Here is a 22,992-nt window from a genome sequence, read left to right on the forward strand (position 1 = left end):
GCGGTGCGGGCAGGATGGGGGGATGATGCGTGTCCACCTCGTCGCCCGCGGCGGCGTGCAGGGCGTCGGCTACCGATTCACGATGGAAGCCGTCGCCGCGCGCGCCGGGGCCACCGGATGGGTGCGCAATCGCCCCGACGGCAGCGTCGAGGCCGAGGTGGAGGGCAGCGATGCGGCCGTGGCCGACGTCGTGGACTGGGCCCGCCGCGGCCCGCGCGGCGGCTGGGTCGACGACGTGCAGGTCGAGCAGATCGCGCCCGAGGGCTCCGGCGTCTTCGAGATCCGCCGGGACGGCTGAGACGACGACGGGGCCCCACCCGAAGGTGGAGCCCCGTCGTGCGGTCGATCCGAGGATCAGACCAGGGAGTTGACGTCCAGCGGGATGCCGGGGCCGAACGTGGTCGACACGGCGCCCTTCTGGATGTAGCGGCCCTTCGAGCTCGAGGGCTTCAGGCGCACGATCTCCTCGACCGCGGCGGTGAAGTTCTCCTCCAGCTGCTCGGCCGTGAAGGAGGCCTTGCCGACGACGAAGTGCACGTTGGCGTGCTTGTCGACGCGGAACTCGATCTTGCCGCCCTTGATCTCCTCGACGGCCTTGGCCGGGTTGGGGGTCACGGTGCCGGTCTTGGGGTTCGGCATGAGGCCACGGGGACCGAGGACCTTGCCGAGGCGTCCGACCTGGCCCATGAGCTCGGGCGTGGAGACGGCCGCGTCGAACGCGGTCCAGCCGCCGGCGACCTTCTCGATGAGCTCGGCGCCGCCGACCTCGTCCGCGCCCGCGGCGATGGCGGCCTCGGCAGCCGGGCCCGTCGCGAACACGATGACGCGGGCGGTCTTGCCCGTGCCGTGCGGGAGGATGACCGTGCCGCGGACCATCTGGTCCGCCTTGCGCGGGTCGACCGCGAGCTTGAGGGCGACCTCGACGGTCGAGTCGAACTTCTTCGACCCCGTCTCCTTCGCGAGCTTCACGGCCTCGGTGGACGTGTAGAACTTGTCGCGGTCGATCTTCGCCGCGGCTGCCTCGTAAACCTTGGACTTAGCCATTGTGCGTTCCCCCTCAGTCCTCGACCGTGATGCCCATGGAGCGGGCGGTGCCGGCGATGATCAGCGAGGCGGCCTCGATGTCGTTCGCGTTCAGGTCGGGCATCTTCGTCTCGGCGATCTGACGGACCTGGTCCTTGGTGAGCTTCGCGACCTTGACGGTGTGCGGGGTCTTGGAGCCCTTCTGCACGCCGGCGGCCTTCTTGATGAGCTCCGCGGCGGGCGGGGTCTTCAGGATGAACGTGAAGCTGCGGTCCTCGTAGACGGTGATCTCCACGGGGATGACGTTGCCGCGCTGCGACTCGGTCGCGGCGTTGTACGCCTTGCAGAACTCCATGATGTTGACGCCATGCTGACCGAGCGCGGGGCCGATCGGCGGCGCCGGGTTGGCGGCACCGGCGTTGATCTGAAGCTTGATCAGGCCGGTCACCTTCTTCTTCGGTGCCATTCTCTTTCCTTCTGTCGAGCGCCCGTGGCCGGAGCATCGGGGCGCGCTTCCACGCGATCGGCGGACCCGAAAGGTGGTGGGGAGGTCGCGCGACGAGTGCGCAACCTGATGATTCTACCGGATGCCGCGGCATCCGGTGGCGATCACTGCTTGGTGACCTGGTCGAACGACAGCTCGACCGGCGTCTCGCGCTCGAAGAGGGAGACGAGCACCGTGAGCTTGCCGCTCTCCGGCTTGATCTCGCTGATCGAGCCGGGAAGACCCGCGAACGAGCCCTCCTTGATCGTGATCGTCTCGCCGATCTCGAAGTCGACCTCGGTGATGACGCTGCGCGCCTGGGTCGCGGAGCCCTTGGCCCCGCCGCCCTTGACGGGCGCCGTCTCGGTGACCTGCACGAGGGACTTCAGCATGTTGAAGGCCTCCTCGAAACGCAGCGGCGTCGGGTTGTGGGCGTTGCCCACGAAGCCCGTGACGCCGGGCGTGTGACGCACGACCGACCACGTGTCCTCGTTGAGCTCCATGCGCACGAGCACGTAGCCGGGGATCCGGACGCGCGTGACCATCTTGCGCTGACCGTTCTTGATCTCGACGACGTCCTCCATGGGGACCTCGACCTGGTAGATGTCCTCTTCGACCTCGAGCGAGTTCTTGCGCTGCTCGATGTTGGCCTTCACCTTGCGCTCGAAGCCCGCGTACGAGTGGATGACGTACCACTTGCCGGGAAGCGACCGCAGCTCGGTGCGGAACGCCTCGTAGGGGTCTTCGGGTGCGGCGTCGGCGTCGTCCTCGGCGGCATCGACCACCTCGCCGGCGGTCTCGACCTCGGCGACGAACTCCTCGTCCAGCACGGGGGCGTCGGGCTCGCCGTTGACGTCGGGACCGTCGTAGGGCGCGATCTCCTCGGCGGCGTGAGCGGCCGCGTCGGCCTCCTCCTCGGCGAGGGCGTCGGTGAGCACCTCGGCGGCGGCTTCGGCCTCGGCGGCCTCGTCGATCTCCAGTGCGTCGTTCACGATGGCGTCTGCCTCCGGGTCTTCGATGTCGATGTCGTCGTACTCGTCGTCGTCGACGGCCGCGTCCTCGTCGTCGACCACGTGGACGGCGAGGTGCTCCGCGGGCGCGGAGGCGCGCTCCTCGGCGGCGAGGATGTTGCCCTCCTGCGCCTCGTCGTCTTCACTGGACTGCTCGGCGGCGGTGGCCCAGTCGACGTCGTCGGTGTACTTCTCAGACACGTATGTCCTCTTCCCTCGGGGGTCGTGCGGTGACAGCTCGGGCGTCGGCTGGATCAGCTCGGCACGCCGAAGACGACCTGCACCACCCAGGTGAAGAGCAAGTCGAGGCTGTACACGACGGCCATCATCACGACGACGAAGCCGAGGACGACACCGGTGAACTTCAGGAGCTCCTGGCGGGTCGGCGTGACCACCTTGCGGAGTTCGCCGAAGACCTGGCGGATGAAGAGCGCGATCCGCTGGAAGAAGTTCAGCTTCTTCTCGCGGGGCGTGCCGCCTGCTGCGACGACCTCGCCGTGCGCCTCTTCCTGGACCATGTACCCACCCATGTGACGTGCTCGGACGTTCTCGGACTTGCTTCCGCGCCGGCGTGGACCGGCGCGCCTGCTGTGTCAACTGATCGCTGACGCGCAGGGCGGACAGGAATCGAACCTGCAACCTGCGGTTTTGGAGACCGCTGCTCTGCCAATTGAGCTACCGCCCTAGAGATCCGGGGATCCCAGGGTGAAATCCGCCTCCCGTGCTCGAGGACCACGCGGGAACCACGCGGGCACGGCAAAAGAATGCAGACTTCAAGTGCACTGTCCAGTGTACGTCATGCCATCTGGACGCGCGAACCGTCAGTACTCCTGCACACCGTACCGATCGGGTTCCGGCCCCCGGCGGAAGTCGCGTCCGGACAGGGATGCCGGCACGACGCGGACGTAGTTGTACTTCACCGTCGGGATCCACGGGCGCAGCCCGAGCTCGTCCGCGGCGCGCACGTCGTCGGCCGTCGTCAGGCGGTGGGCGTGGCCGCGCACCACCACGCTCCAGGCGTCGGTGTCGCTGTACTCGTCGACCTCGAAGAGCACGCCGTCGTTGATCGTGAGCTCGGTCAGCTTGCTGCCCTCGGCGGTGCGGAAGACGATGCTCTCCCCGTCGAGGATGTAGTTCACCGGGAAGATGTCCAGGACGTCGCCGACGTGGGTGACCAGGCGGCCGAGCTCCTGCTCGGCGAGCCGCTGCCAGCACTGCCGGTCATCGAGGAAGCTGACCGCATCCGAGGTGTCCATGGCCTCATCCTGCTCCGCCGGCGCGCGCGGCGCCACCCCCGCGCGCCGGGCAAATTCTCGAATAGCCTGGAGGTATCCCCGACGCTCCACCCCGAGGTATGACGCTGAACGAGAACGCCGCCCATCAGTTCCAGGTCGACCTGCGCGGAGTCATCGATCTGCTCAGCCGGCACATCTACTCCGGCCCCCGCGTGTATCTGCGCGAGCTCCTGCAGAACGCGGTCGACGCGATCGCCGCGCGCCGCGGCGTCGACGGCGGGGGCGGGCGCGTGCGGATCACGCCGGTGAGTGCGGCATCCGACGAGTTCGTCCTCCGCGACGACGGCGTCGGCCTCACCGCCGCCGAGGTCGCCGATCTGCTGGCGACCGTCGGGCGCAGCTCCAAGCGCGACATCTTCGACCTGCCGCGCGGCGACTACCTGGGCCAGTTCGGCATCGGGATGCTGTCGTGCTTCATGGTCTGCGACACCATCGTCATCCGCTCGCGCAGCGCCGCCGCCGGCGAGGCCGTCGAGTGGGTGGGCCGCTCCGACGGCACCTTCACCGTCGGCCCCGGCGCGCCGGAGACCCCCGTCGGCACCAGCGTGCACCTCTCCCCCCGCGCCGAGACGCGCGCCCTCGTGGAGACCGCGACGGTGCTCGAGCTCGCCGAGACCTTCGCCGCCTACCTGCCCGTGACGATCGCGGTCGACCTGCCCGCCGGCGGCGAGACGACGATCACCACCGCGCCGCCGTTCCTGTCCGCCGACCGCGAGACGCGGCTGGCATACGGCCGCGACCTCCTCGGTGCGGAACCGCTGGACGTCATCGCGCTGACGGTGCCGGCGACGCAGACCCGCGGTGTCGCCTACGTGCTGCCGTTCGCGCCGCCGCCGTCGGCGCGGCAGAGCACCCGCGTGTACCTGCGCCGGATGCTGCTGACCGAGCGCGCCGACGACATCCTCCCCGACTGGGCGTTCTTCGCGCGCGCCGTCATCGACTCGGAGGGACTGCACCCGACCGCGAGCCGGGAGGCGCTGGTCGACGACGACGCGCTGGAGCAGACCCGTCGGGAACTGGGCGACGGTATCCGTCGGTGGATCCTCGACCTCGCGCTGAGCGATCCCGCCCGTCTCGCGCAGTTCGTCGCGATCCACGAGGTCGCCCTCAAGGCGCTCGTCCGTCACGACGACGAGCTCGCCCGCTTCATCGTCCGCTGGCTGTCGGTGGAGACCACGCAGGGCCGGCTGCGGATCGAGGAGCTCGTGCGCCGCTTCCCGCACGTGCGCTACGCCGAGACCGTCGACGAGTTCCGCCAGGTGGCGAGCGTCATCGACGACGGCGGGGTGCTCGTCGACGGCGGCTACGTCTACGACGCCGATCTGATCCGACGCCTCCCCGACGTCTTCCCCCACGTCACCGTCGAGCGCATCGAGGTGCTGGACGAGATCGACCGGCTCGACCTGCCGCCACTGGACGACCGCGCTACCGCGTTGGAGCTGGAACGCCGCGCGGCGGCGGCGCTGCCCGACGTCGACGTGATGGTCCGCTCCTTCGCGCGCGGCGAGCTGCCCGGCCTGTTCGTCTCCGACCCCGCCGTGCTGCGCGCGCTCGATCGCGGCCGTGCCCGCAGCGCCGGCGGTGCGCTGTGGGGCGGCGTGCTCGATCGCGCCGCCGCGGTCGTCGGCGGCGCGCCCGCCGACGGCGCCCCCGCCGCGCGGCTGTGCCTGAACTGGACCAACGCGCTCGTGCGCCGACTCGGATCGGCCCCGGACGGCCGGGTGTTCGACCTCGGCATCCACCTGCTGTACGTCCAGTCGCTGCTGGCCGGCCACCACCCGCTCGGCGCGGCCGACCGCGCACTGATGACGACCTCGCTCTCGGAGCTGCTCGGCCGTGCGTTGCACGCCGACGACCCGGCGGCATCCGCATCCCCCGAAGGAGAATCATGACCAGCTTCGCCTCCCGCGTCCGCACACTCTTCGACGAGATCGACCGCACGCCGTGGGGTCCCGCCGAACGCGCGCTCGTCGCGGACGCCGTGTCGCTGGCGCGGGAGAGCGGTGACGAGCGGCTCGAGTACGAGGCCCGGCTGCGGCAGACATCGAGCGCCAACATGGCCGGCGACACCGACCTGATGCTCACCTCGTTCGCGTGGTGCCTGGCCCATCACGACGCCGACCCGGAGCGCTTCCCGGCCGTGCTCGAACCCGCCGGCGACCTTCTCTGGCACTACAAGTGGATGGCCGGCGCGCTCTCCAACTCGCCCGAGTTCGCCCCCGCGCAGATCGCGGCGGTGCTCGACGACATGGCGGAGCACTACCGCCGCGCCGGCGTCGGCGAGTCGGGCGTGCTCATGGCGCGCTTCGAGGACGCCTGGTCGGCGGGCCGCGTCGAGGAGGCGGCTGCCCTGCAGCAGCGACTGGAGGCGACCCCGCGAGACGACTACAGCCACTGCGACGCGTGCGTGCGCAGTCAGTTCGCCGGATTCTTCGCCGAGACGGGACGAGAGGACGACGCGATCCGCCTCGTGCAGGAGATGATCGAGGGCGGCTTCTCGTGCGGCGAGGAGCCGGAGCACGCGCTCGCCCGCATCCTGCTGCCGTACCTGCGCGCCGGGATGCTGGACGAGGCGCGCGCCGCGCACCTGCGCAGCTATCGGCTGGCCAAGGACAACCCCGCGAACCTCGCGATCATCGCGGACAACGTGGTCTTCTGCGCCGTCACCGGCAACGACGCCCGCGCCCTGGCCCTCGTCGAGAAGCACCTCCCCTGGTTGGTGCACGACGGACTGGATGCCGCGGCGCACGAGACCGCCCTGGCCGCGTTCGCCGTCGGCCTCGACGCGGTCGCCGCGGGCGGGCACCCCGACACGCCCGTGCGCGGCTCGGAGGCGGCCGAGCTGGTGGCCGTGCTCGGCCCGCACGACGGACCGTGGTCGGCCGCCGAGCTGGCGGCGCGGGCGTGGGCCGAAGCCGACCGCATCGCCGCCGCGTTCGACGCGCGCAACGGCACCGACGCGCATGCCCGTGCTCTCGCGCGACTGCGCGAGAGCGGGGCCGAGCGCTACGACGTGCCGATCCGCTCCCACGAGTTCTCGACCCTGGTCGCGGCGGAGGAGCCGCAGACCCCGCAGCAGCGGGTGGAGCGCGCGCTCGTGCTCGCCAGCGCGGGATCGAGCACCGCGATCGACGCCATCCGTGCCGCCCTCCCGGACGCCGTCGGGGAGGAACGGGTCGCTCTGAGCTCGCACCTCGTCTCCGCCCTCACCTCGTACGGCCGCACCGACGAGGCGTCCGCCGCGCTCGCGGACCGGCGCGCCATCCTGCGGGAGGCGGGCCTGGACGTGCAGGAGGCACTGGAGCAGCGGCTCGGACTCGTGCTGTTCGGCGTCGACCTGGTCGAGTCGCTCCCGCGCGTGCAGGACGAGCTCGACGCCCTGGCGGCGGATCGGATCGCCGAGCGGGCGGATCTGCTGTCGACGGTCGCGATCGGCCGGCTCTGGGCGGGCGATCACGACGCCGCGCTGGCGCCGGCCCGCGACGCCGCGGCCCTGTTCGCCGAGGCCGGCGACGTGCGCCGCGCCCACGGCATGCGGCTGCTCGAGGCGGACGCGCTCTCGGCCGCCGACGACGCGGCCGGCGCCATCCGGGTCATCGACGCGCTGCTGGCCGATCCCGCGGTCGACGACGGCCGACGCGTGCGCGCCCTGGTGACCCGTGCCCGGCTGCACGGTGTCGTCGAGGAGTTCGCCGCGGGCGCCGCCGCCGCCGACGAGGCGGCGCGGATCGCGGTCTCGATCGGCGTGGACGACGTGATCGTCTCGGAGTCCTTCCTGCTCGCGGCGATGCTGCACGAGGATGCCGGTGCGCCCGCGGCGGCGGTCAGCCGCTACCGGGTCGCCGCGGAGCGCCGCGACGGCGCCGACCTGTCGAGCGTGGACGTCCGTTTCCGCCAGGGCCGCGCGATGCTCGCCGCCGGGTTCGCCGCGGAGGCGGTGGACACGCTGAACGAGGTGCTCCGCGAGGAGAGCGAGAGCGGCGTCGAGCCGGCCTCGCGCGCCCTCACCGCGGCGCTGCTGGCGCAGGCGCTGCAGGCGGCCGAGGAGTACGGCAACGCCGTGGGAGCGTGGGCGTACACGGCCGATCTCCGCGAGGAGGCCGAGGATGCCGCGGGCCGGGCGTACGCGCTCGTGCAGCAGGGCCGCCTGCTCGGACGCTTCGGCGCCCTGGACGATGCGATCGAGGTGCTCGCCGAGGCCGTCGGCATCGTCCGCGGCGACGACGACGAGGTGGGCCTGCTGGCCGACGCCCTGCACACCCTGGCCCAGGCGCATCAGCAGCGCGGCGACGACGAGGCGTTCGCCCTGGTCGACGAGGCTCTGGAGCTCGGCCGACGCCACGAGGCGGCCTGGTTCGTCGCGGACGTGCTCGACACCCGCGCCCGTCTGCTGATCGGCCGCGGAGACGTCGACGACGCCGTCGCGACCGCCCTGCAGGCCGCGGACGCGTTCGCGGCGGCGGGCGACCCGGCCGGCGCGGGCGGGTCGGAGCTGCTGGCGGCGCGCGTGCTGCGCGAGGCCGGCCGGCCCGGCGACGCCGTGGCGGTCTACCGCGCCGCGTTCGACCACGCCGACGACGCCGAGGCCCTCCGACAGGCCGTCGCCCTCGAGCTGGGCGACGTCCTCGAGGGCCTCGGCCGTCACGCCGAGGCGGCCGAGGTCCGGGCGGTGCTGCCGGCCTGACCGGGCTCAGCCCGCGATGCGGATGAGCTTCTTGTTGACGAACTCCTCGGCGGCGAGCAGACCCATCTCGCGTCCCGTGCCGCTGCGCTTCACGCCGCCGAACGGCAGCTCGGGCGAGTCGGCGAGGACGATGTTGACGTAGACCATACCGGCGTCGATGCGGTCGGCGATGCGGGCGGCCTGCGCGGGGTCGGTCGTGAAGACGTACGAGCCGAGGCCGAACTCGGTGCCGTTCGCGATCTCGACGGCCTCGTCCTCGCCGCTGACGCGGTAGACGACGCCGACGGGACCGAAGAACTCCTCGCGGTAGGCGTCCATGTCGGCGGTGACACCGGTGAGGACGGTGCCGGGGAAGAAGGCGCCGTCGCGCGTGCCGCCGGTCACGACCGTCGCGCCCTGCGCGACGGCACGGTCGACCTGCTCCTGCAGCCGCTCCGCGGCCGCCAGGGACGACAGCGGTCCGAGCACGGTGTCCTCGGCGAACGGGTCGCCGACCTTCGCCGCCTGCAGGGCCGCGGCGAAGCGCTCGACGAACCCGTCGTACAGCTCGTCGGCGACGAGGAAGCGCTTGGCGCCGTTGCAGGACTGACCGTTGTTGTCCAGGCGCGCATCGACGGCCGCCTGCACCGCGGCATCCAGGTCGTCGGTGGACAGCAGGATGAAGGGGTCCGAGCCGCCGAGCTCCAGCACGACCTTCTTGAGGTTGCGGCCGGCGATCTCGGCGACCGCCGCGCCGGCGCGCTCGCTGCCGGTGACGGAGACGCCGTGCACGCGACGGTCGGCGATCACGTCGGCGGCCTGCTCGTTCGTGAGGCGGACGTCGACGTAGGCGCCGGCGGGGAATCCCGCGTCGGCGTACATGGCCGCGATGGCCGCCGCCGACTCGGGGCACTGCGGCGCGTGCTTGAGCAGGATCGTGTTGCCGATCGCCAGGTTGGGCGCGGCGAAGCGGGCGACCTGGTAGTAGGGGAAGTTCCACGGCATGATGCCCAGCAGCACGCCCAGGGGCGAGCGGCGGATGACGGCGGTGCCCTCCCCCAGGATGTCGAGGGGCCGGTCGCCGGTGATCTCGTCGATGTGATCGGCGTAGAACTCGGTGATGTCGGCGGCGAAGTCGACCTCGCCCTCGGCCGCGGCGAGCGGCTTGCCCATCTCGCGCACGATGATCGCGGCGAGCTCGTCGCGGCGCTCGCGGTGCAGCTCGGCGACGCGGCGCAGCAGCGCCGCGCGTTCGGCGGGCGTCGAGGTGCGCCCCCACGTCTGGGCCGCCTCGTGGGCGGCCGCGACGGCGGCCTCGACCTCCGACGTGGTGGCGTCCGGGTAGGTGGCGAGGGTCTCGCCGGTGGCGGGGTTCACAACCGCATACGTCATCGTCGTTCTCCGTTCGTGTCGGATCGTGCTCGGTTCGCGTTCGGATCAGGTGGCGGGGATCAGCGTGTACTTCGTCGACAGGTACTCGTGGATGCCCTCCAGGCCGCCCTCGCGCCCCATACCCGACTGCTTGACGCCGCCGAACGGTGCCGCCGCGTTGGACACGACGCCCGCGTTCAGCCCCATCATGCCGGTTTCGAGGCGGTCGATCATCCGCAGGCCCCGGGCGAGGTCCTCGGTGAAGACGTAGGAGACGAGGCCGTACTCCGTGTCGTTGGCCAGGCGCACCGCCTCGTCCTCGCTCCGGAACGTCGCGATCGCCAGCACCGGGCCGAAGATCTCCTCGCGCAGGATGTCGCTGCCGGCGGCGACGTCGGTGAGCACCGTGGGGGCGAAGAAGGTCCCGGGTCCGTCGATGGCCTCGCCACCGGTGAGCAGCCGGGCTCCGCGGGAGACGGCATCCGACACCAGCGCCTCGGTGCCATCGACCGCCTTGCGGTCGATGAGCGGGCCGATCTGCACCCCGTCCTCCGTGCCGCGGCCCACGCGCATGGCGTCCACGCGCGCGGTGACGCGTCGGGCGAACTCCGCCGCGACGGACTCGTGCACGATGAAGCGGTTCGCGGCGGTGCAGGCCTGCCCGATGTTGCGGAACTTCGCGAGCATCGCCCCGTCGACCGCCTTGTCGAGGTCGGCGTCGTCGAAGACCACGAACGGCGCATTGCCGCCGAGCTCCATCGACACCCGGAGCACGCCCTCGGCCGCCTGCGCGATGAGCTTCTTTCCCACCGGCGTCGATCCCGTGAACGACAGCTTGCGCAGGCGGGGGTCGGCGATGATCGGTGCCGAGAGTGCACCCGAGCGCGTCGTGGTGACCACGTTGACGACGCCCGCGGGCAGACCCGCCTCGACGAGCAGGTCGACGAAGGCGAGCGTCGTCAGCGGGGTGAGCTCGGCGGGCTTGACCACCACGGTGCACCCCGCGGCGAGCGCGGGAGCGATCTTGCGGGTCGCCATCGCCAGCGGGAAGTTCCACGGTGTGATGAAGAAGCACGGACCGACCGGGCGCTGGCTGACGATCATCCGCCCGGTGCCCTCCGGGTTGGAGCCGTAGCGGCCGGCGATGCGCACCGCCTCCTCGCTGAACCAGCGCAGGAACTCGCCGCCGTAGGTGACCTCCCCGCGCGCTTCGGCGAGGGGCTTTCCCATCTCCAGGGTCATCAGCAGGGCAAACTCGTCGGCGCGGGCGGTGAGCAGGTCGAACGCCCGGCGCAGGATGTCGCTGCGCACGCGCGGAGCGGTGGCCGCCCACTCCTCCTGCGCCGCGACCGCGGCGTCGAGGGCACGGATGCCGTCCTCGGGCGACGCGTCCGCGATCTCGACGAGGGTGTCGCCGGTCGCCGGATCGACCACCGGGAAGGTGCCGGCGGAGCCGTCCACCCACTCCCCGGCGATGAACAGTCCGCGGGGAACCTTCTCGAGCAGTGCGCTTTCGCTGATCAACGTGCGGCCTCCTTCAGGCGACGGGTGCTGGCGGGGGCGTCCGTGGACAGCGTCTCGCCCCGGAAGAAGGCGGGGCGCTTCACGAACTGCCAGATCATGAGGACGATGCCCACCACGATGATGAGCATGCCGAGGATGAAGACGATCCCGACGCCGCCGACGTTGGCCCCCGACCCGTAGGCCGGGTCCATCGAGTCGAACAGCGTCGTGAAGAACAGGACGGCGAGGATGGCCCCGCCGACGAGCGGGAACAGGAAGGTGAAGAAGACGTTGCGCACCGAGTCGAACCACTGTTTGCGGAAGTACCAGACGCAGGCGAACGCCGTGATGCCGTAGTAGAAGCAGATCATCATGCCGAGGGTCAGGATCGTGTCCCACAGCGTGTTCTCGCTCACGACGCGCATGACGGCGTAGAACGCCGACGCGACGATCGCCGAGACGATCGTGGCGAAGCCCGGCGTGAAGAACCGCGGGCTCACCCGGGCGAACGCGGGCGGAAGCGCGCCGTAGTGCCCCATCGACAGGAGCGTGCGCGCGGGTCCCACGAACGTCGACTGCAACGACGACGCCGAGGAGGTGAGCACGGCCAGCGACACCAGGAACGCCAGGGGACCGAGGATCGGCCCGGACAGGTGGAAGAACACGTTCTCCTGGATGCCCTCGTTGCCGAGGCCGAGCTCGCCCGTGCCGACACCGGCGTACATGATCATGGCGACCGCGAGCAGCAGGTAGATCGAGACGATCGTGAGCACCGTGATCGTCGCGGCGCGGCCCGGGGTCTTCTCGGGATCCTTCGTCTCCTCGTTCATGGTGAGGGTGACGTCCCACCCCCAGAAGATGAAGATCGACAGCGACAGGCCCGCCGCGAACGCGCTGAACGAGCCGACGGCGAACGGGTTGAACCAGCCGATGTCGAACGGCTGGAAGTCGAAGCCCTTGCCGCCCACGGCCTCCACGATCGCCGCGATCGCGAAGAACAGCAGCACGGCCACCTGGAAGGTGACCAGCACATACTGCAGCTTCTGGGTGGTCTGCATGTCGCGGTAGGAGATGAAGGTCGCCGCCAGCATGAACAGCAGGCACACGCCGACGTTGATCCAGGTGTTCGCGGCCAGGTCGGCGATATCCGCGTTGCCCGTGACCTGCGACAGCAGCAGGAACAGGAAGTCGACCGCGACGCCGGCGAGGTTCGACAGCACGAGGATGGTCGCCACCACCAGGCCCCACCCGGCCATCCACCCGACCCACGGGCCGAACGCGCGCGCCGCCCAGGTGAAGCTGGTCCCGGCATCCGGCATGCGGTTGTTCAGCTCGCGGTAGCCGAAGGCCACCAGCAGCATGGGGATGAAGCCGACGAGGATGATCGCCGGGATCTGTGCGCCGACGGCGGATGCCGTGGGCCCCACGGCCGCCGTGAAGGTGTAGGCCGGGGCGATGCACGAGATGCCGATGACGACGGCGCCGATGAGACCGATCGTGCCGGCGCTCAGCCCTTTGCTGGACAGGCCGCCGGTCTCGGCGGGCACGGCCGGCGCGTCGGATGCGGAGGGTGCGCTCATCGTCGAGCCTCCTCGGAGTGGGAACGGGTGCGGGGGACGACGATCACCGGGACGGTGATCTCGTGGAGCATCTTGGCCGCGGTGGAGCCGAGGAACAGCCGTCGCGGCTGGGCGAGTCGGCTCGAGCCGACCAGCACGACCTCGCCGGGAAGCCAGTCGAGGTACGACACCGCCTCCTCGATGCTGTCGCCCGCGGCGACCGCCACGTCGGTGCGCAGGCCGGCGGGAAGCTCGGCGCGCGCCGCGGCGAGCACCTCGTCGGCTTCGGTCGTGCCGGCGATGCGGATCGCCGCGGTGTCGGCCGACGGCGGCAGGTCGACCGGCAGCAGCGAGAGCAGCCGGACCGGCGCGCCGATGGCGCCGGCGAGCTCGGCCGTCTCGGTGATCAGCGCGTCGGCGCCGGGTCGGGTGCCGATCGCCACCGTCAGACGTGCGATGCCGGTCTCCGGCGCGATCTTGCGCGCACCGCGCGGCACGAGCACGACCGGCACGTCGGAGGAGTGCAGCAGCTCGGTCGTCGTCGAGCCCAGACGGTGGCGGCCGCGCGAGCCGCCGTCGGCGGCGCCGACCACGATGTACGAGGCCCTCAGCTCGTCGGCGAGGGTCACCAGGCCCTCGGCGAACGACTCCGCCGGCCGGACGTGGGCGTGCGCCACGACGTTCGCGGGGATGCGGTCGATCGCCTGCGCGATCCACGTCTGGGCCTGCGCGTGCAGGTGACGGTCGTAGCCGGCATCCGGCGGGGTGATGACGCTGCGGTCCGCGCTGGGCAGGATGATCGCGACGTCGAGCACGGCGTCGAGGGCCGCCGCGAGCCGCGCGGCGAACGCGACGGCGTCGCGACCGGGCTTGGTCGCGGTGTAGCCGACGACGAGGTGACCGCTCATGCGCGGATCTCGTCGAGGATCTGTTGCGCCGCGACGCGTCCCATCCGGATGGCGCCGTCGACGTGCTGGTAGCCCGCGCCGGCCATGTCGCTGCAGGCGAAGTGGATCGGCCCGACGGGCGTGCGCAGGTCGGCGCCGTAGCGGTGGAGCCCGCCGAGGTCGAAGGATGCCGCGTACGCGCCGCGCGTCCACTCCTCGCTGCCCCAGTCGCTCTCGTAGTAGACGACGGGGTCCTTCGCCTCGGGGCCGTAGTAGTGGCTCAGCGACTCGAGGATGCGCTCCTTGCGCTCCGCGGCGCTGAGGCGGAACAGGTCGTCCGCGGTGCGGTCGGACACGAAGCCGACCAGGGTGCCGCGCTCGTCGCCGTGGTTCGTGTTGTCGTAGGCCTCGTGCGAGAGCTCGTAGGGGCTGAACGCGGTGCCGGACAGGCCCTTCTCGCGCCAGAAGGGCGTCTCGTACACGGCGTGCACCTTGATGACGAAGCCCATCGAGATGTGCTGGTGCATCTGGTGCTGCAGACGCGGCAGCGGCGGCACGAACGAGATGCGGTTGTAGAGCACGGGGGCCAGCGCGAGGATCGCGTGACGGGCCCGCACCGTCACCCCCTCGGCGACGGCGACGACGCCTTCGCCCTCGGTGTACTCGAGGGTGCGCACCGGCTGGCCCAGGAAGACGTCGTCGCCCAGGCGCTCGGCGAGCAGCAGCGGCACCTGCTGCAGACCGCCGACGACGCGCTTGTCGAGGATGAAGTCGGCGTCGACGAGGTGGGTGTAGCTGCCGGCGGATGCCGCCATCAGCAGCGACTGCAGCAGCGAGAACGAGTGCGTCGGCTTGGTGAGCATCGCCGAGCCCGTCGGGAAGGCGAGGTTGCGGATGGCCTCGTCGTCGTCGGTCTGCTCGCGCAGCCAGGCATCCCAGGAGACGGTGTCCCACTCGGCGGCCTTCGGGTGGGCCCAGGGGCGGTCGGGGTCGATCTCGGCGACCATCGCGTCCAGGCGCGCGGTCACCTCGGCGATGATCCGCTCGGTCTCGGCGCTCACGGGGAACATGTCGCCGGTGTAGCGGTGGGCCACCCCGTCGGGTCCGATGTAGACGCTGTCGCCCTCGCGGTAGCGGTCGAAGGTCTCCAGGCCCAGCTCCGCGATGGTCTCCTTCAGCGCGTCCTGGTCGGGCGAGACCCACTGGCCGCCGATCTCGAGCATCGCGCCCTCGATCGTGTCGGTCCACAGCCGGCCGCCGACGCGATCGCGCGCCTCGAGCACGGCCACCGACAGACCGGCCTTCTTGAGCTGGTTCGCGGCCGTCAGGCCCGCCGCGCCCGCTCCGATGACGACGACGTCACGTGTGATCTCGGTCATGGTATCTCCTCTGTCGTGAGTCCGGTTGCGTGGTGCTCCCGCACAATGTCCCGATAAGCGCTGTCACAGTGGCCTCTGGAAGACCGAAAGTGGGACATCGCCGGGCGCAAGTGGGACATGGGGTGGGGTGATGGCGTGGTGCCGGGGCGGGTTCAGGGGGCGGCGACGGCGGCGTGGGCGGCGACGGCGGCGACGACCACGTCGACGCCCTCGGCGAGGAGGTCGTCCGAGATCGTCAGCGGCGGCAGGAAGCGGATGACGTTGCCGTAGGTGCCGCACGTGAGGACGATGACGCCCTGCGCGATCGCCGCCTTGGCGACCGCCGCGGTCAGCGCGGCATCCGGTGCCTTCGTGGCGGGGTCGACGAACTCGACGGCGATCATGGCGCCGGCGCCGCGGACGTCGCCGATGCGGGCGTCGGAGCCCTGCAGCGACTCGAAGCGGGCACGGAGGATCCCCCCGATCTCTCGTGCCCGCTCGAGCAGCCCGTCGTTCTCGAACGCGTCCATCGCGGCGAGCGCGGCGGCACAGGCCACGGGGTTGCCGCCGTACGTGCCGCCCAGACCGCCGCCGTGGGTCGCGTCCATGATCTCGGCGCGACCGGTGACCGCCGCGAGCGGCATGCCCCCGGCGATGCCCTTCGCGGTGGTGATGAGGTCGGGGACGATGCCGAACAGGTCGCTCGCGAACATCTCGCCGGTGCGGGCGAAGCCCGTCTGGACCTCGTCGGCGATGAAGACGACGCCGTTCGCGCGGCACCAGTCCACGACCGCCGGAAGGAACCCCTCGGCGGGGACGATGAAGCCGCCCTCGCCCTGGATGGGCTCGATGATGACGGCGGCGAGGTTGTCGGCGCCGATCTGCTTCTCGATCAGTGAGATGGCCCTGGCCGCGGCGTCCGCACCGCTCAGGCCGTCGCGGAACGGGTACGACGCAGGCACCCGATAGACCTCGGAGGCGAACGGCCCGAAGCCGCTCTTGTACGGCATCGACTTGGCGGTGAGGGCCATCGTCAGGTTCGTGCGGCCGTGGTAGGCGTGGTCGAAGGCGACGACGGCCTGACGTCCGGTCGCCTTCCGGGCGATCTTGATCGCGTTCTCGACGGCCTCGGCGCCCGAGTTGAACAGCGCGGACTTCTTCTCGTGGTCGCCCGGGGTCAGCCGGTTCAGCCGCTCGGCGACGGCGACGTAGGACTCGTAGGGCGAGATCATGAAGCACGTGTGGGTCATCTGGGCGACCGCGGCCTGCACGGCCGCCACGACGCGCGGGTTCGCGTTTCCGACGCTGGTCACCGCGATGCCGCTGCCGAGATCGATGAGCGAGTTCCCGTCGGCATCCACGACGACCCCGCCGCCCGCGGCGACGGCCTCGATCGGCACCGTGTGCGCGACACCCGCGGCGACGGCGGCGCTCTTGCGGGCCAGCAGCTCCTGCGAGCGGGGGCCGGGGATGCTGGTGACGAGGCGGCGCTCCTGCGCCAGGGTCGGTCCGCCGACGACGGCGCTGTCGATGATGCTCATGCCGGGAGCGTATGAGCCGCGAGCCCCGCGTCACACCTTCCGCCGTGTACATTCTGAGTCGAAGGGCATACATCGCGTACAGCGGGGTGCGCCCGTCGACCCGCAGACCGCACCGCCGCGCGCGGCCCCGCAGCGCGCCGAGGAGGCCCCGCCGTGACCGATCCGCAGCCCACCCTGCGCGCGCTCCTCGCGCGCCGCGACCTCGATCTGCGCCTCGCGTCGGATCCGGACGACCTCGACGCGGGAGCGCTGGAGGCCCCGCTGCGGTGGGTGCACAGCTCGGACCTCGCCGATCCGACGCCCTTCCTGGCCGACGACCTCCTGCTGCTGACCACCGGCACCCAGTTCGTGGGGGCGGGCCCCGCGCCCGACGGCGACCTCGACGGGTACACGGCCTACGTCGCACGGCTGCGCACCCGCGGCGTGCGCGGCCTCGGCTTCGGCACCGAGGTCGTCCGCGACGGCATCCCGCCCGCCCTCGTCGAGGCGTGCCGCGCCGAGCGGATGCCGCTGTTCGAGGTGCCCTACCGCACCCCGTTCATCGCCCTCGCCCGCGCGAACGCGGAGGCGATCGCCGCCCAGGCGTACGCCCGGCGCACGTGGGCGCTCTCGGCGCAGCGCGCCATCTCGCTCGCCGCCCTGCGCCCCGACGGGCTCGCCGCGACGGTGGCGGAGCTCGCAGCGCAGCTCGGCGCGTGGGTCGGGCTGTTCGATGCGGCGGGCACGCTCACCCAGAGCGCCCCCTCCGACGCCCTCGACGAGGCCGCGCTCGCGGCGCTCGCGACCGAGGCCGGGGCCGTCCTCCGCCGCGGCGCGCGCGCCGCCTCGACCCTCGACATCGGCGACCGCCACGTCACGATGCAGACGCTCGGCCGCGGCGGCCACCTGCGCGGCCTCATCGCGATCGTGGGCGCCGACCTCGATCTGGAGGGGCGCAGCGTCGTGACCTCGGTGATCGCGATGGCCGGGCTCGCCCTCGAACAGAACGTCGGCCTCGGCCGGGCCCGCTCGGCCCTGCGCACGGGCCTGCTGCAGACGCTGCTGTCCGACGACCCCCAGCTGGCCCGGCGGGTGTCGCGGGAGCTGTGGGGCCCACTGCCGGCGGCGCCCGTCGTGGTCGCGGTGGCCAACGTCTCCCCCGGGCGTGCGGACGCCGCCGTCGACTGGCTCGAGCTGCGCGCGGCCGAGCGCGGCGGCCTCTTCTACGCCCGCAGCTCCGACGGCATCGTCCTCGTCGAACCCGCCGGCGACGAGCGGGCCGCCGAGGCGCTCTCGGGGCTGCTCGACGCCGCCGTGGGGGTCTCGGAGCCCGCCGAGTACGCGGCGTTCGCGCGGGCGCACGCGCAAGCCCTCACCGCCCTGCGCACCGCCGCGCCCGGGCGGGTGGGACGCTTCGCGGATGCCGCCGGCGTGCTGTCGAGCCTCGACTCCCCCGCCGCGCGGGCCCTGGCCGACGCGCGCCTGCGTCCCCTGCGCGCGCACGACGCGGCCCACGGGACGGCGCTGATCGAGACGGTGCGCACGTGGCTGGCGCACGATGCCCGCATCGACGAGGCGGCGCGCAGCCTCGGTATCCATCGGCACACGGTGCGCGCCCGCGTCGCGCACGCGCAGCAGCTGCTCGGCGTGGACCTGTCCCGGTTCCCGGCACGGGCGGAGCTGTGGGCCGCGCTGGTCGCGTCGGACTGAGACGCGCGGGATTCTTGGCGGACTCTTGGCGTGCGTGTGGGTGGATGATGGCGGACAGGAACGGAGGACGCATGTCGCGCGACGGTGCCCGACCACGGCTGCTCTACGTCGAGGACGACCCGACGATCGCCGGGATGACCGTCGAGGTGCTCTCGGAGGTCTATGAGGTCACGCACCTCACGGACGGCCGCGCGGCCCGCGACCGCGCGCTGGCCGAACGCTTCGACGTGCTCGTGGTCGACCGCCGCCTGCCCGGGCTCGACGGCGTCGAGCTGGTGCAGGCCGTGCGCACCGCCCGCCTGACGACACCGGTCCTGCTGCTGACCGCGCTGGGCGCCGTGTCGGATCGGGTCGACGGCCTGGATGCCGGGGCCAACGACTACCTCGTGAAGCCCTTCGACTTCGACGAGCTGCTCGCGCGGCTGCGCGCCCTGGTGCGCGGCCACCGGGCGGAGGGGCGGCGGCGCCACCTCGGCGACTGGACCTTCATCGCCGAGTCGGCGGCCCTGTACGGGGCGGGCGGGGAGCGCATCGCCCTGACGGCGACGGAGGCGCGGCTGCTCGCTCTGCTCGCGGAGAGCCCCGAGCACGTGTTCTCGCGCGACGAGATCCTCGGTGCCGTCTTCTCCTCGGACGATGCGCTCAGCTCGGTCGACACCTACGTCCACTACATCCGCCGGAAGGCGTCGCCCGAGATCATCGAGACCGTGCGGGGCCGCGGCTACCGCGCCGGGAGCAGCGCATGAGCGACGACGCCGACCGCCGCCGCCTGCACCGCGCGGCGCTGAACGTGGGCGTCCTGGTGGGCGTCGCCTCCGCCGTCGTGGTGACCGCCGGTGTCGCCGTGCTCGTCTCGATCCTGCTGCTGTCGGCGCGCCCCGAGGCGCACCGGGACGGGGACGCGGGCCGCCCCGGCCCGGACGGCGACCGGATCGTGGTCGACGTCGACCACGTGCTGCCCTGGGTGATCGCGCTCGGGGTGGCGGGCGTGGTGCTGCTCGCCCTCGTCGCCTGGTTCGCCGCGCGGCGGGCGGTCACTCCTCTCGCCACGGCGCTGCGCCTCCAACGGGGGTTCGTGGCCGACGCGAGCCACGAGATGCGCACGCCGCTGACGGCCCTCACGAGCCGGGTGCAGATCCTCGAACGGCGCCACCGTCGAGGCGAGGACCTGACGGCCACCCTTGCCGCGCTGCGCTCCGACGCGGCCGTGATGGATGAGGTGCTCACCGACATGCTGCTGACCGCGGAGGGCAGCGCCTCGGCGCGCACCCCCACGCCGGTGGCGGACGCGATCGCCGCCGCCACGGCGACCATCGCGCCGCTCGCCGAGGAGGCCGGGGTCGCGGTCGTCGTCACCGGCGCGAGCGCCGCTCTGGTCCGGATGCCGCGCGTCACCCTCACCCGGCTGTGCGTGGCGCTGCTGGACAACGCCGTGCAGCATTCGCCGACGGGGGCGACCGTCGAGATCTCCGCGGCGACGTCGGGTGACACCGTTGAGGTGCGGGTGCACGATGCCGGCGCCGGCATCTCCGACGCCGATCGCGACCGGATCTTCGAGCGGTTCGCCCGCGGTCCGGAGTCGGGGAGGCGGCGGGGCTTCGGTCTGGGGCTCGCACTGGTGCGCGAGGCGGCCACGACGGTGGGCGGCACGGTGGGCATCGAGTCGACCTCCTCGCGCGGGACGACGATGCTGCTGCGGCTGCCCGCCGCCTGACGACGGCTCGGCCCGCGCCCGGCCGCCTGCCGCGGCGCGATCAGGCCGCCGCGTGCACGACCGTCTCCACGCCCACGCCGCCGAGCCACCGGCGCACGCGGAGCGACGCGGGCTCGCCGCCGGGGCCGTCCGTCGCGGCGGCGACAAGTCCGGAGCGCAGCGGCGCACCCCACAGCCAGCCGAGGTCGTCGTTTGCCGAGACGGCGACCGCCGTCGCCCACGCGTCGGCGGTGGTGAGGTCGTCGGCGACGACGGTGGCGCTGACGAGACCGGGCACCGGCTTGCCCGACCGCGGGTCGCGCAGGTGCGCTCCCCGCTCCGCCGTCCCGGATGTCGCCACGGCGCCGGCGCGCAGCTCGACGGTCGCCAGCAGCGCGCCCGGGAGGCGCGGGTCGGCGATGCCGACGCGCCACGACCAGTCCGCGTCGGCGGCCGTCCACACCCGCAGATCGCCGCCGACGTTGATCCCGACGGCCACGACGTCGCCGCCCTCGAGGAGGGGGACCAGGTGCGCGTCGGCGGAGCGGTCGGCCGCCCAGCCCTTCACATAGCCGGTGGGATCGAATCCGCCGCGCCAGGAGGCGCTGAAGCGGCCGCCGGTGGCGGTCTCGAGCCGGGCGCAGGCCTGCGCCACCTCCCGCAGCCGCGGATCGGCGTCGGCGAGCGCCAGCTCCCCGCGACGCAGCCGTGAGACCTGCGAGGCGGATCGGAACGGCGAGAAGAGGGCGTCGAGCTCGCGCAGCGCCGCGATCGTGGATGCCGCGGCGTCCGCGGCACGCGGCGGCACGGCGCCCGCGGCGATCACGTGGATGCTGACGGTCGTGCCCATGACCGCGGCCGTCCAAGCCTGCCGCCGCGGCGCGTTCACGCCGCCGCCTGATCGATCGCCGACTGCAGCGACGCGATGTAGCCGTCGCTGGTGTAGGTCGCCCCCGAGACCATGTCGATGGCGGCGCTCTGGGCGGCCATCGTCTCCGAGATCAGGCGGGGCAGCGCGTTCTGGTTGATCTGCCGGTCGCGGCCGTTGCTGCTCGGGTACTGGGGGGTCTGCACGTCCGTGATGACACCGCCCGCCACCGTGATCTGCACCTGCACGGCGCCGTAGCGGGTGTCGGCGGCGGCGCCCGTGTAGGTGCCGTCGGCGAGGCCGGTGCCCGACGAGGCCGTCGCGGACGGTGTGGGCGCGGCGGCCGACGCGGTGGCGCGCGGCGTCGGCGTCGGCGTCGTCGCGGTCGGCGCCGTCGCGGTGCGGGCGGCGGCGGTCGCCGTGCCCGTGGCCGCGGACGCCTGATCCTCGGGCAACGACGTGCGGTAGCTGAAGAGCAGGACGAGCCCGCTCAGGGTCGCGAGTATCGCGTAGACGATCTTCTTCATCGTCGTCTCCTCTCCCGGCGTCAGACGCCGAAGGCTTCGCTGTGGATCCGGTCGGCGCTCACGCCCGCGGCGCGCAGGTCGCGCCGGACGGCGGCCATCCAGGGCTCGGGTCCGCAGAGGAACACGTCGTGCTCGTCGAGGGCCGGCACCAGCCGTCGCAGCAGCTCGGCGCCCCGCCCGTCGGCGAAGTGCGCCGGCATCCACGTGGAGCCCTCGACCCGCCGTGGGCCGTGGAGCGCGACGTGGCGGACGCCGCGGTCGCGCACGAGGCGGTCGATGGCCGCCGTCCGCATCGCCTCGGTCGGCGCGTGGTCGCGCGTCACGAGCGTCGCCTCCCCGGGGGCGTACGGCTCGGCCTCGAGCAACGCCACGAGGGGTGCGACGCCCGCGCCCGCGCCGAGCAGGAGCAGGCCCCGCCGGGTGCGGGCATCCCCCGTGAACTCTCCGTACGGCCCCTCGATGAGCACGCGCGTGCCGGGGCGCAGCGTCGCCAGGCGCCGGGTGCCGTCTCCGACCATGCGGGCCGCGACGACCAGCTCCCCGCGGCGCGGGTCGGCGGCGAGCGACAGCGGGTGCCCCCTCGTCCAGCCGGGGCCGTCCAGGAAGCGCCACACGAAGAACTGCCCCGCGCGGGCGCCGAGCCGCCCGAGCCTGCGGCCACGCATGCGCACCACGACGCCGACCGGGCCGTCGGCCTCCACGGCCGTGACGCGGATGCCGTGGCGTGCCGATCGCCACAGCGGAAGGCCGACCCGGTACACCAGCACCGCCGCCGCCGTGACGGCCCACAGCCCCCACCAGTAGACCTCGGCGAGCGGATGCGCCGCGAAGTCCGCGCCGGTCCACAGCATGTGCGGGATCGCGAGGCCCACGCCGAGGTAGCCGTACAGGTGCAGCAGGTGCCACGACTCGTAGCGCATCGCGCGGCGCGCACGGCGGATGCTCGTCACCACGACCAGCACCAGCAGGCCCGTCCCGGCGGTGGCGAGCAGCATCCCGGGATAGTTCCAGACGAAGTCCCACAGCTGCACGAACACGTTCACGTCCGCCTGCGCCGCGTAGCCGGCGACCAGCAGGGCGATGTGGGCCAGCAGCAGCCAGAACGACCAGAAGCCGACCCAGCGGTGCATCCGCGTGATCGCGTCGCGGCCGAACGCCCGCTCGAACAGCGGCACGCGCGCCATCAACAGCACCTGGTACAGCAGCAGGTTCGCCGACACCAGGCCCGTGATGCGGCCCAGCGTGTTGAGGGTGTCGGCATCCCACGCGAGCAGATCCTGCACGGCGCCGCCGGCGACCCACAGCGCCACGACGAACAGGCTGGTCCCCCAGATGACGGCGATCGCGACGAGGCGCCGCACCGGTCGCCACGACCGGGCGCGCACGGCGGGTGCGGCGGCGACGAAGGTGGCTCGGGTGGCTCGGGTGGCGGCCTGGGTGGTCATGCGTCGAGCGTCGCCGAGCGGCTCTGAGACAAGGCCAAGAATCCGCCGCCCCGGCGGCATCCATAGGAACCTGACA

The 22,992-nt window shown here is 72.5% G+C and carries 20 protein-coding genes and 1 tRNA gene; 6 read left to right on the forward strand and 15 right to left on the reverse strand.

Annotated features, from left to right (window positions below):
• Positions 1-22 precede the first annotated feature (22 nt).
• Positions 23-298 (forward strand): acylphosphatase, encoded by a 276-nt coding sequence (locus AC6CQV_RS10610; protein ID WP_060959211.1) that lies wholly within the window; start codon positions 23-25, stop codon positions 296-298.
• Between the two features lie 56 nt (positions 299-354).
• On the opposite strand, the gene rplA is transcribed toward AC6CQV_RS10610, so the two are convergent.
• The 6 genes from rplA to AC6CQV_RS10640 form a co-directional block, all read right to left on the reverse strand.
• Positions 355-1,044, reverse strand: coding sequence for a 50S ribosomal protein L1 (rplA, locus tag AC6CQV_RS10615; protein WP_005050012.1), 690 nt, complete (start codon positions 1,042-1,044; stop codon positions 355-357).
• A gap of 13 nt (positions 1,045-1,057) precedes the next feature.
• Positions 1,058-1,489 carry a 50S ribosomal protein L11 gene (gene rplK, locus AC6CQV_RS10620; protein ID WP_005050009.1) on the reverse strand — a complete coding sequence of 144 codons (432 nt, stop codon included), beginning with the start codon at positions 1,487-1,489 and terminating at the stop codon, positions 1,058-1,060.
• Between the two features lie 143 nt (positions 1,490-1,632).
• On the reverse strand, positions 1,633-2,718 hold the full coding sequence (gene nusG / locus AC6CQV_RS10625; RefSeq protein ID WP_498259440.1) for a transcription termination/antitermination protein NusG: 1,086 nt from the start codon (positions 2,716-2,718) through the stop codon (positions 1,633-1,635).
• 53 nt (positions 2,719-2,771) lie between these two features.
• Positions 2,772-3,035 carry a preprotein translocase subunit SecE gene (gene secE / locus AC6CQV_RS10630; RefSeq protein WP_167626531.1) on the reverse strand — a complete coding sequence of 88 codons (264 nt, stop codon included), beginning with the start codon at positions 3,033-3,035 and terminating at the stop codon, positions 2,772-2,774.
• Between the two features lie 94 nt (positions 3,036-3,129).
• Positions 3,130-3,202: transfer RNA gene (locus AC6CQV_RS10635), tRNA-Trp, on the reverse strand.
• 136 nt (positions 3,203-3,338) lie between these two features.
• Positions 3,339-3,773 carry a pyridoxamine 5'-phosphate oxidase family protein gene (locus tag AC6CQV_RS10640; protein WP_060959214.1) on the reverse strand — a complete coding sequence of 145 codons (435 nt, stop codon included), beginning with the start codon at positions 3,771-3,773 and terminating at the stop codon, positions 3,339-3,341.
• Positions 3,774-3,871: 98 nt separating this feature from the next.
• On the opposite strand from AC6CQV_RS10640, the gene AC6CQV_RS10645 reads away from it, so the two are divergent.
• Positions 3,872-5,704 (forward strand): HSP90 family protein, encoded by a 1,833-nt coding sequence (locus AC6CQV_RS10645; RefSeq protein ID WP_498259441.1) that lies wholly within the window; start codon positions 3,872-3,874, stop codon positions 5,702-5,704.
• The gene (locus AC6CQV_RS10650; RefSeq protein WP_498259442.1) at positions 5,701-8,496 is read left to right on the forward strand and encodes a hypothetical protein; all 2,796 of its coding nucleotides are present in this window, start codon (positions 5,701-5,703) and stop codon (positions 8,494-8,496) included. Before AC6CQV_RS10645 ends, AC6CQV_RS10650 begins: the two co-directional genes overlap by 4 nt.
• Before the next feature lie 6 nt (positions 8,497-8,502).
• Here the strand turns inward: AC6CQV_RS10650 and AC6CQV_RS10655 are convergent, their stop codons facing one another.
• From AC6CQV_RS10655 to gabT, 6 genes are all read right to left on the reverse strand, one after another.
• Positions 8,503-9,867, reverse strand: coding sequence for an NAD-dependent succinate-semialdehyde dehydrogenase (locus AC6CQV_RS10655; RefSeq protein ID WP_498259443.1), 1,365 nt, complete (start codon positions 9,865-9,867; stop codon positions 8,503-8,505).
• A 45-nt stretch (positions 9,868-9,912) separates the two neighbouring features.
• Positions 9,913-11,370: an NAD-dependent succinate-semialdehyde dehydrogenase gene (locus AC6CQV_RS10660; RefSeq protein WP_498259444.1), complete on the reverse strand. Its 1,458-nt coding sequence runs from the start codon at positions 11,368-11,370 to the stop codon at positions 9,913-9,915.
• Entirely contained in the window at positions 11,367-12,929 is a 1,563-nt protein-coding gene (locus AC6CQV_RS10665) for an APC family permease (RefSeq protein WP_498259445.1), read from the reverse strand. The genes AC6CQV_RS10660 and AC6CQV_RS10665 overlap by 4 nt, the downstream gene beginning before the upstream one ends.
• Entirely contained in the window at positions 12,926-13,816 is an 891-nt protein-coding gene (locus tag AC6CQV_RS10670) for a universal stress protein (RefSeq protein ID WP_060959221.1), read from the reverse strand. The genes AC6CQV_RS10665 and AC6CQV_RS10670 overlap by 4 nt, the downstream gene beginning before the upstream one ends.
• A complete protein-coding gene (locus AC6CQV_RS10675; RefSeq protein ID WP_060959222.1) occupies positions 13,813-15,174 on the reverse strand; it encodes a flavin monoamine oxidase family protein in 1,362 nt (453 codons plus the stop codon). Before AC6CQV_RS10675 ends, AC6CQV_RS10670 begins: the two co-directional genes overlap by 4 nt.
• A 152-nt stretch (positions 15,175-15,326) precedes the next feature.
• On the reverse strand, positions 15,327-16,694 hold the full coding sequence (gabT, locus tag AC6CQV_RS10680; RefSeq protein ID WP_498259446.1) for a 4-aminobutyrate--2-oxoglutarate transaminase: 1,368 nt from the start codon (positions 16,692-16,694) through the stop codon (positions 15,327-15,329).
• A 153-nt stretch (positions 16,695-16,847) separates the two neighbouring features.
• On the opposite strand from gabT, the gene AC6CQV_RS10685 reads away from it, so the two are divergent.
• The 3 genes from AC6CQV_RS10685 (at position 16,848) to AC6CQV_RS10695 (ending at position 20,097) form a co-directional block, all read left to right on the forward strand.
• Entirely contained in the window at positions 16,848-18,383 is a 1,536-nt protein-coding gene (locus AC6CQV_RS10685; protein WP_191007995.1) for a helix-turn-helix domain-containing protein, read from the forward strand.
• A gap of 71 nt (positions 18,384-18,454) precedes the next feature.
• Positions 18,455-19,129, forward strand: a complete 675-nt coding sequence (locus AC6CQV_RS10690) for a response regulator transcription factor (protein WP_061782320.1) — start codon at positions 18,455-18,457, stop codon at positions 19,127-19,129.
• The gene (locus AC6CQV_RS10695) at positions 19,126-20,097 is read left to right on the forward strand and encodes a sensor histidine kinase (RefSeq protein ID WP_498259447.1); all 972 of its coding nucleotides are present in this window, start codon (positions 19,126-19,128) and stop codon (positions 20,095-20,097) included. Before AC6CQV_RS10690 ends, AC6CQV_RS10695 begins: the two co-directional genes overlap by 4 nt.
• 40 nt (positions 20,098-20,137) lie before the next feature.
• Here AC6CQV_RS10695 and AC6CQV_RS10700 read toward each other — a convergent pair whose 3' ends face one another.
• The 3 genes from AC6CQV_RS10700 to AC6CQV_RS10710 are packed head-to-tail and all read right to left on the reverse strand — an operon-like array spanning position 20,138 to position 22,916.
• A complete protein-coding gene (locus tag AC6CQV_RS10700) occupies positions 20,138-20,926 on the reverse strand; it encodes an FAD:protein FMN transferase (protein WP_498259448.1) in 789 nt (262 codons plus the stop codon).
• Positions 20,927-20,961: 35 nt separating this feature from the next.
• Complete coding sequence (locus AC6CQV_RS10705; protein WP_498259449.1) at positions 20,962-21,471, reverse strand: FMN-binding protein; 510 nt, start codon at positions 21,469-21,471, stop codon at positions 20,962-20,964.
• A gap of 20 nt (positions 21,472-21,491) precedes the next feature.
• Positions 21,492-22,916 (reverse strand): ferredoxin reductase family protein, encoded by a 1,425-nt coding sequence (locus tag AC6CQV_RS10710; RefSeq protein ID WP_498259450.1) that lies wholly within the window; start codon positions 22,914-22,916, stop codon positions 21,492-21,494.
• Positions 22,917-22,992: the final 76 nt, after the last annotated feature.

It is taken from the genome of Microbacterium sp. EG9 (genome assembly GCF_059759475.1).

Excerpts from the sequence above, each read along its gene's own strand:
- gabT (WP_498259446.1), bottom strand. The coding sequence starts at position 16,694 with ATGAGCATCATCGACAGCGCCGTCGTCGGCGGACCGACCCTGGCGCAG.
- AC6CQV_RS10610 (WP_060959211.1), top strand. The coding sequence starts at position 23 with ATGATGCGTGTCCACCTCGTCGCCCGCGGCGGCGTGCAGGGCGTCGGC.
- AC6CQV_RS10675 (WP_060959222.1), bottom strand. The coding sequence starts at position 15,174 with ATGACCGAGATCACACGTGACGTCGTCGTCATCGGAGCGGGCGCGGCG.
- AC6CQV_RS10710 (WP_498259450.1), bottom strand. The coding sequence starts at position 22,916 with ATGACCACCCAGGCCGCCACCCGAGCCACCCGAGCCACCTTCGTCGCC.
- AC6CQV_RS10640 (WP_060959214.1), bottom strand. The coding sequence starts at position 3,773 with ATGGACACCTCGGATGCGGTCAGCTTCCTCGATGACCGGCAGTGCTGG.
- AC6CQV_RS10695 (WP_498259447.1), top strand. The coding sequence starts at position 19,126 with ATGAGCGACGACGCCGACCGCCGCCGCCTGCACCGCGCGGCGCTGAAC.
- AC6CQV_RS10705 (WP_498259449.1), bottom strand. The coding sequence starts at position 21,471 with ATGAAGAAGATCGTCTACGCGATACTCGCGACCCTGAGCGGGCTCGTC.
- AC6CQV_RS10690 (WP_061782320.1), top strand. The coding sequence starts at position 18,455 with ATGTCGCGCGACGGTGCCCGACCACGGCTGCTCTACGTCGAGGACGAC.
- AC6CQV_RS10700 (WP_498259448.1), bottom strand. The coding sequence starts at position 20,926 with ATGGGCACGACCGTCAGCATCCACGTGATCGCCGCGGGCGCCGTGCCG.
- secE (WP_167626531.1), bottom strand. The coding sequence starts at position 3,035 with ATGGTCCAGGAAGAGGCGCACGGCGAGGTCGTCGCAGCAGGCGGCACG.
- AC6CQV_RS10670 (WP_060959221.1), bottom strand. The coding sequence starts at position 13,816 with ATGAGCGGTCACCTCGTCGTCGGCTACACCGCGACCAAGCCCGGTCGC.
- AC6CQV_RS10645 (WP_498259441.1), top strand. The coding sequence starts at position 3,872 with ATGACGCTGAACGAGAACGCCGCCCATCAGTTCCAGGTCGACCTGCGC.
- rplK (WP_005050009.1), bottom strand. The coding sequence starts at position 1,489 with ATGGCACCGAAGAAGAAGGTGACCGGCCTGATCAAGCTTCAGATCAAC.
- AC6CQV_RS10655 (WP_498259443.1), bottom strand. The coding sequence starts at position 9,867 with ATGACGTATGCGGTTGTGAACCCCGCCACCGGCGAGACCCTCGCCACC.
- AC6CQV_RS10665 (WP_498259445.1), bottom strand. The coding sequence starts at position 12,929 with ATGAGCGCACCCTCCGCATCCGACGCGCCGGCCGTGCCCGCCGAGACC.
- rplA (WP_005050012.1), bottom strand. The coding sequence starts at position 1,044 with ATGGCTAAGTCCAAGGTTTACGAGGCAGCCGCGGCGAAGATCGACCGC.
- AC6CQV_RS10650 (WP_498259442.1), top strand. The coding sequence starts at position 5,701 with ATGACCAGCTTCGCCTCCCGCGTCCGCACACTCTTCGACGAGATCGAC.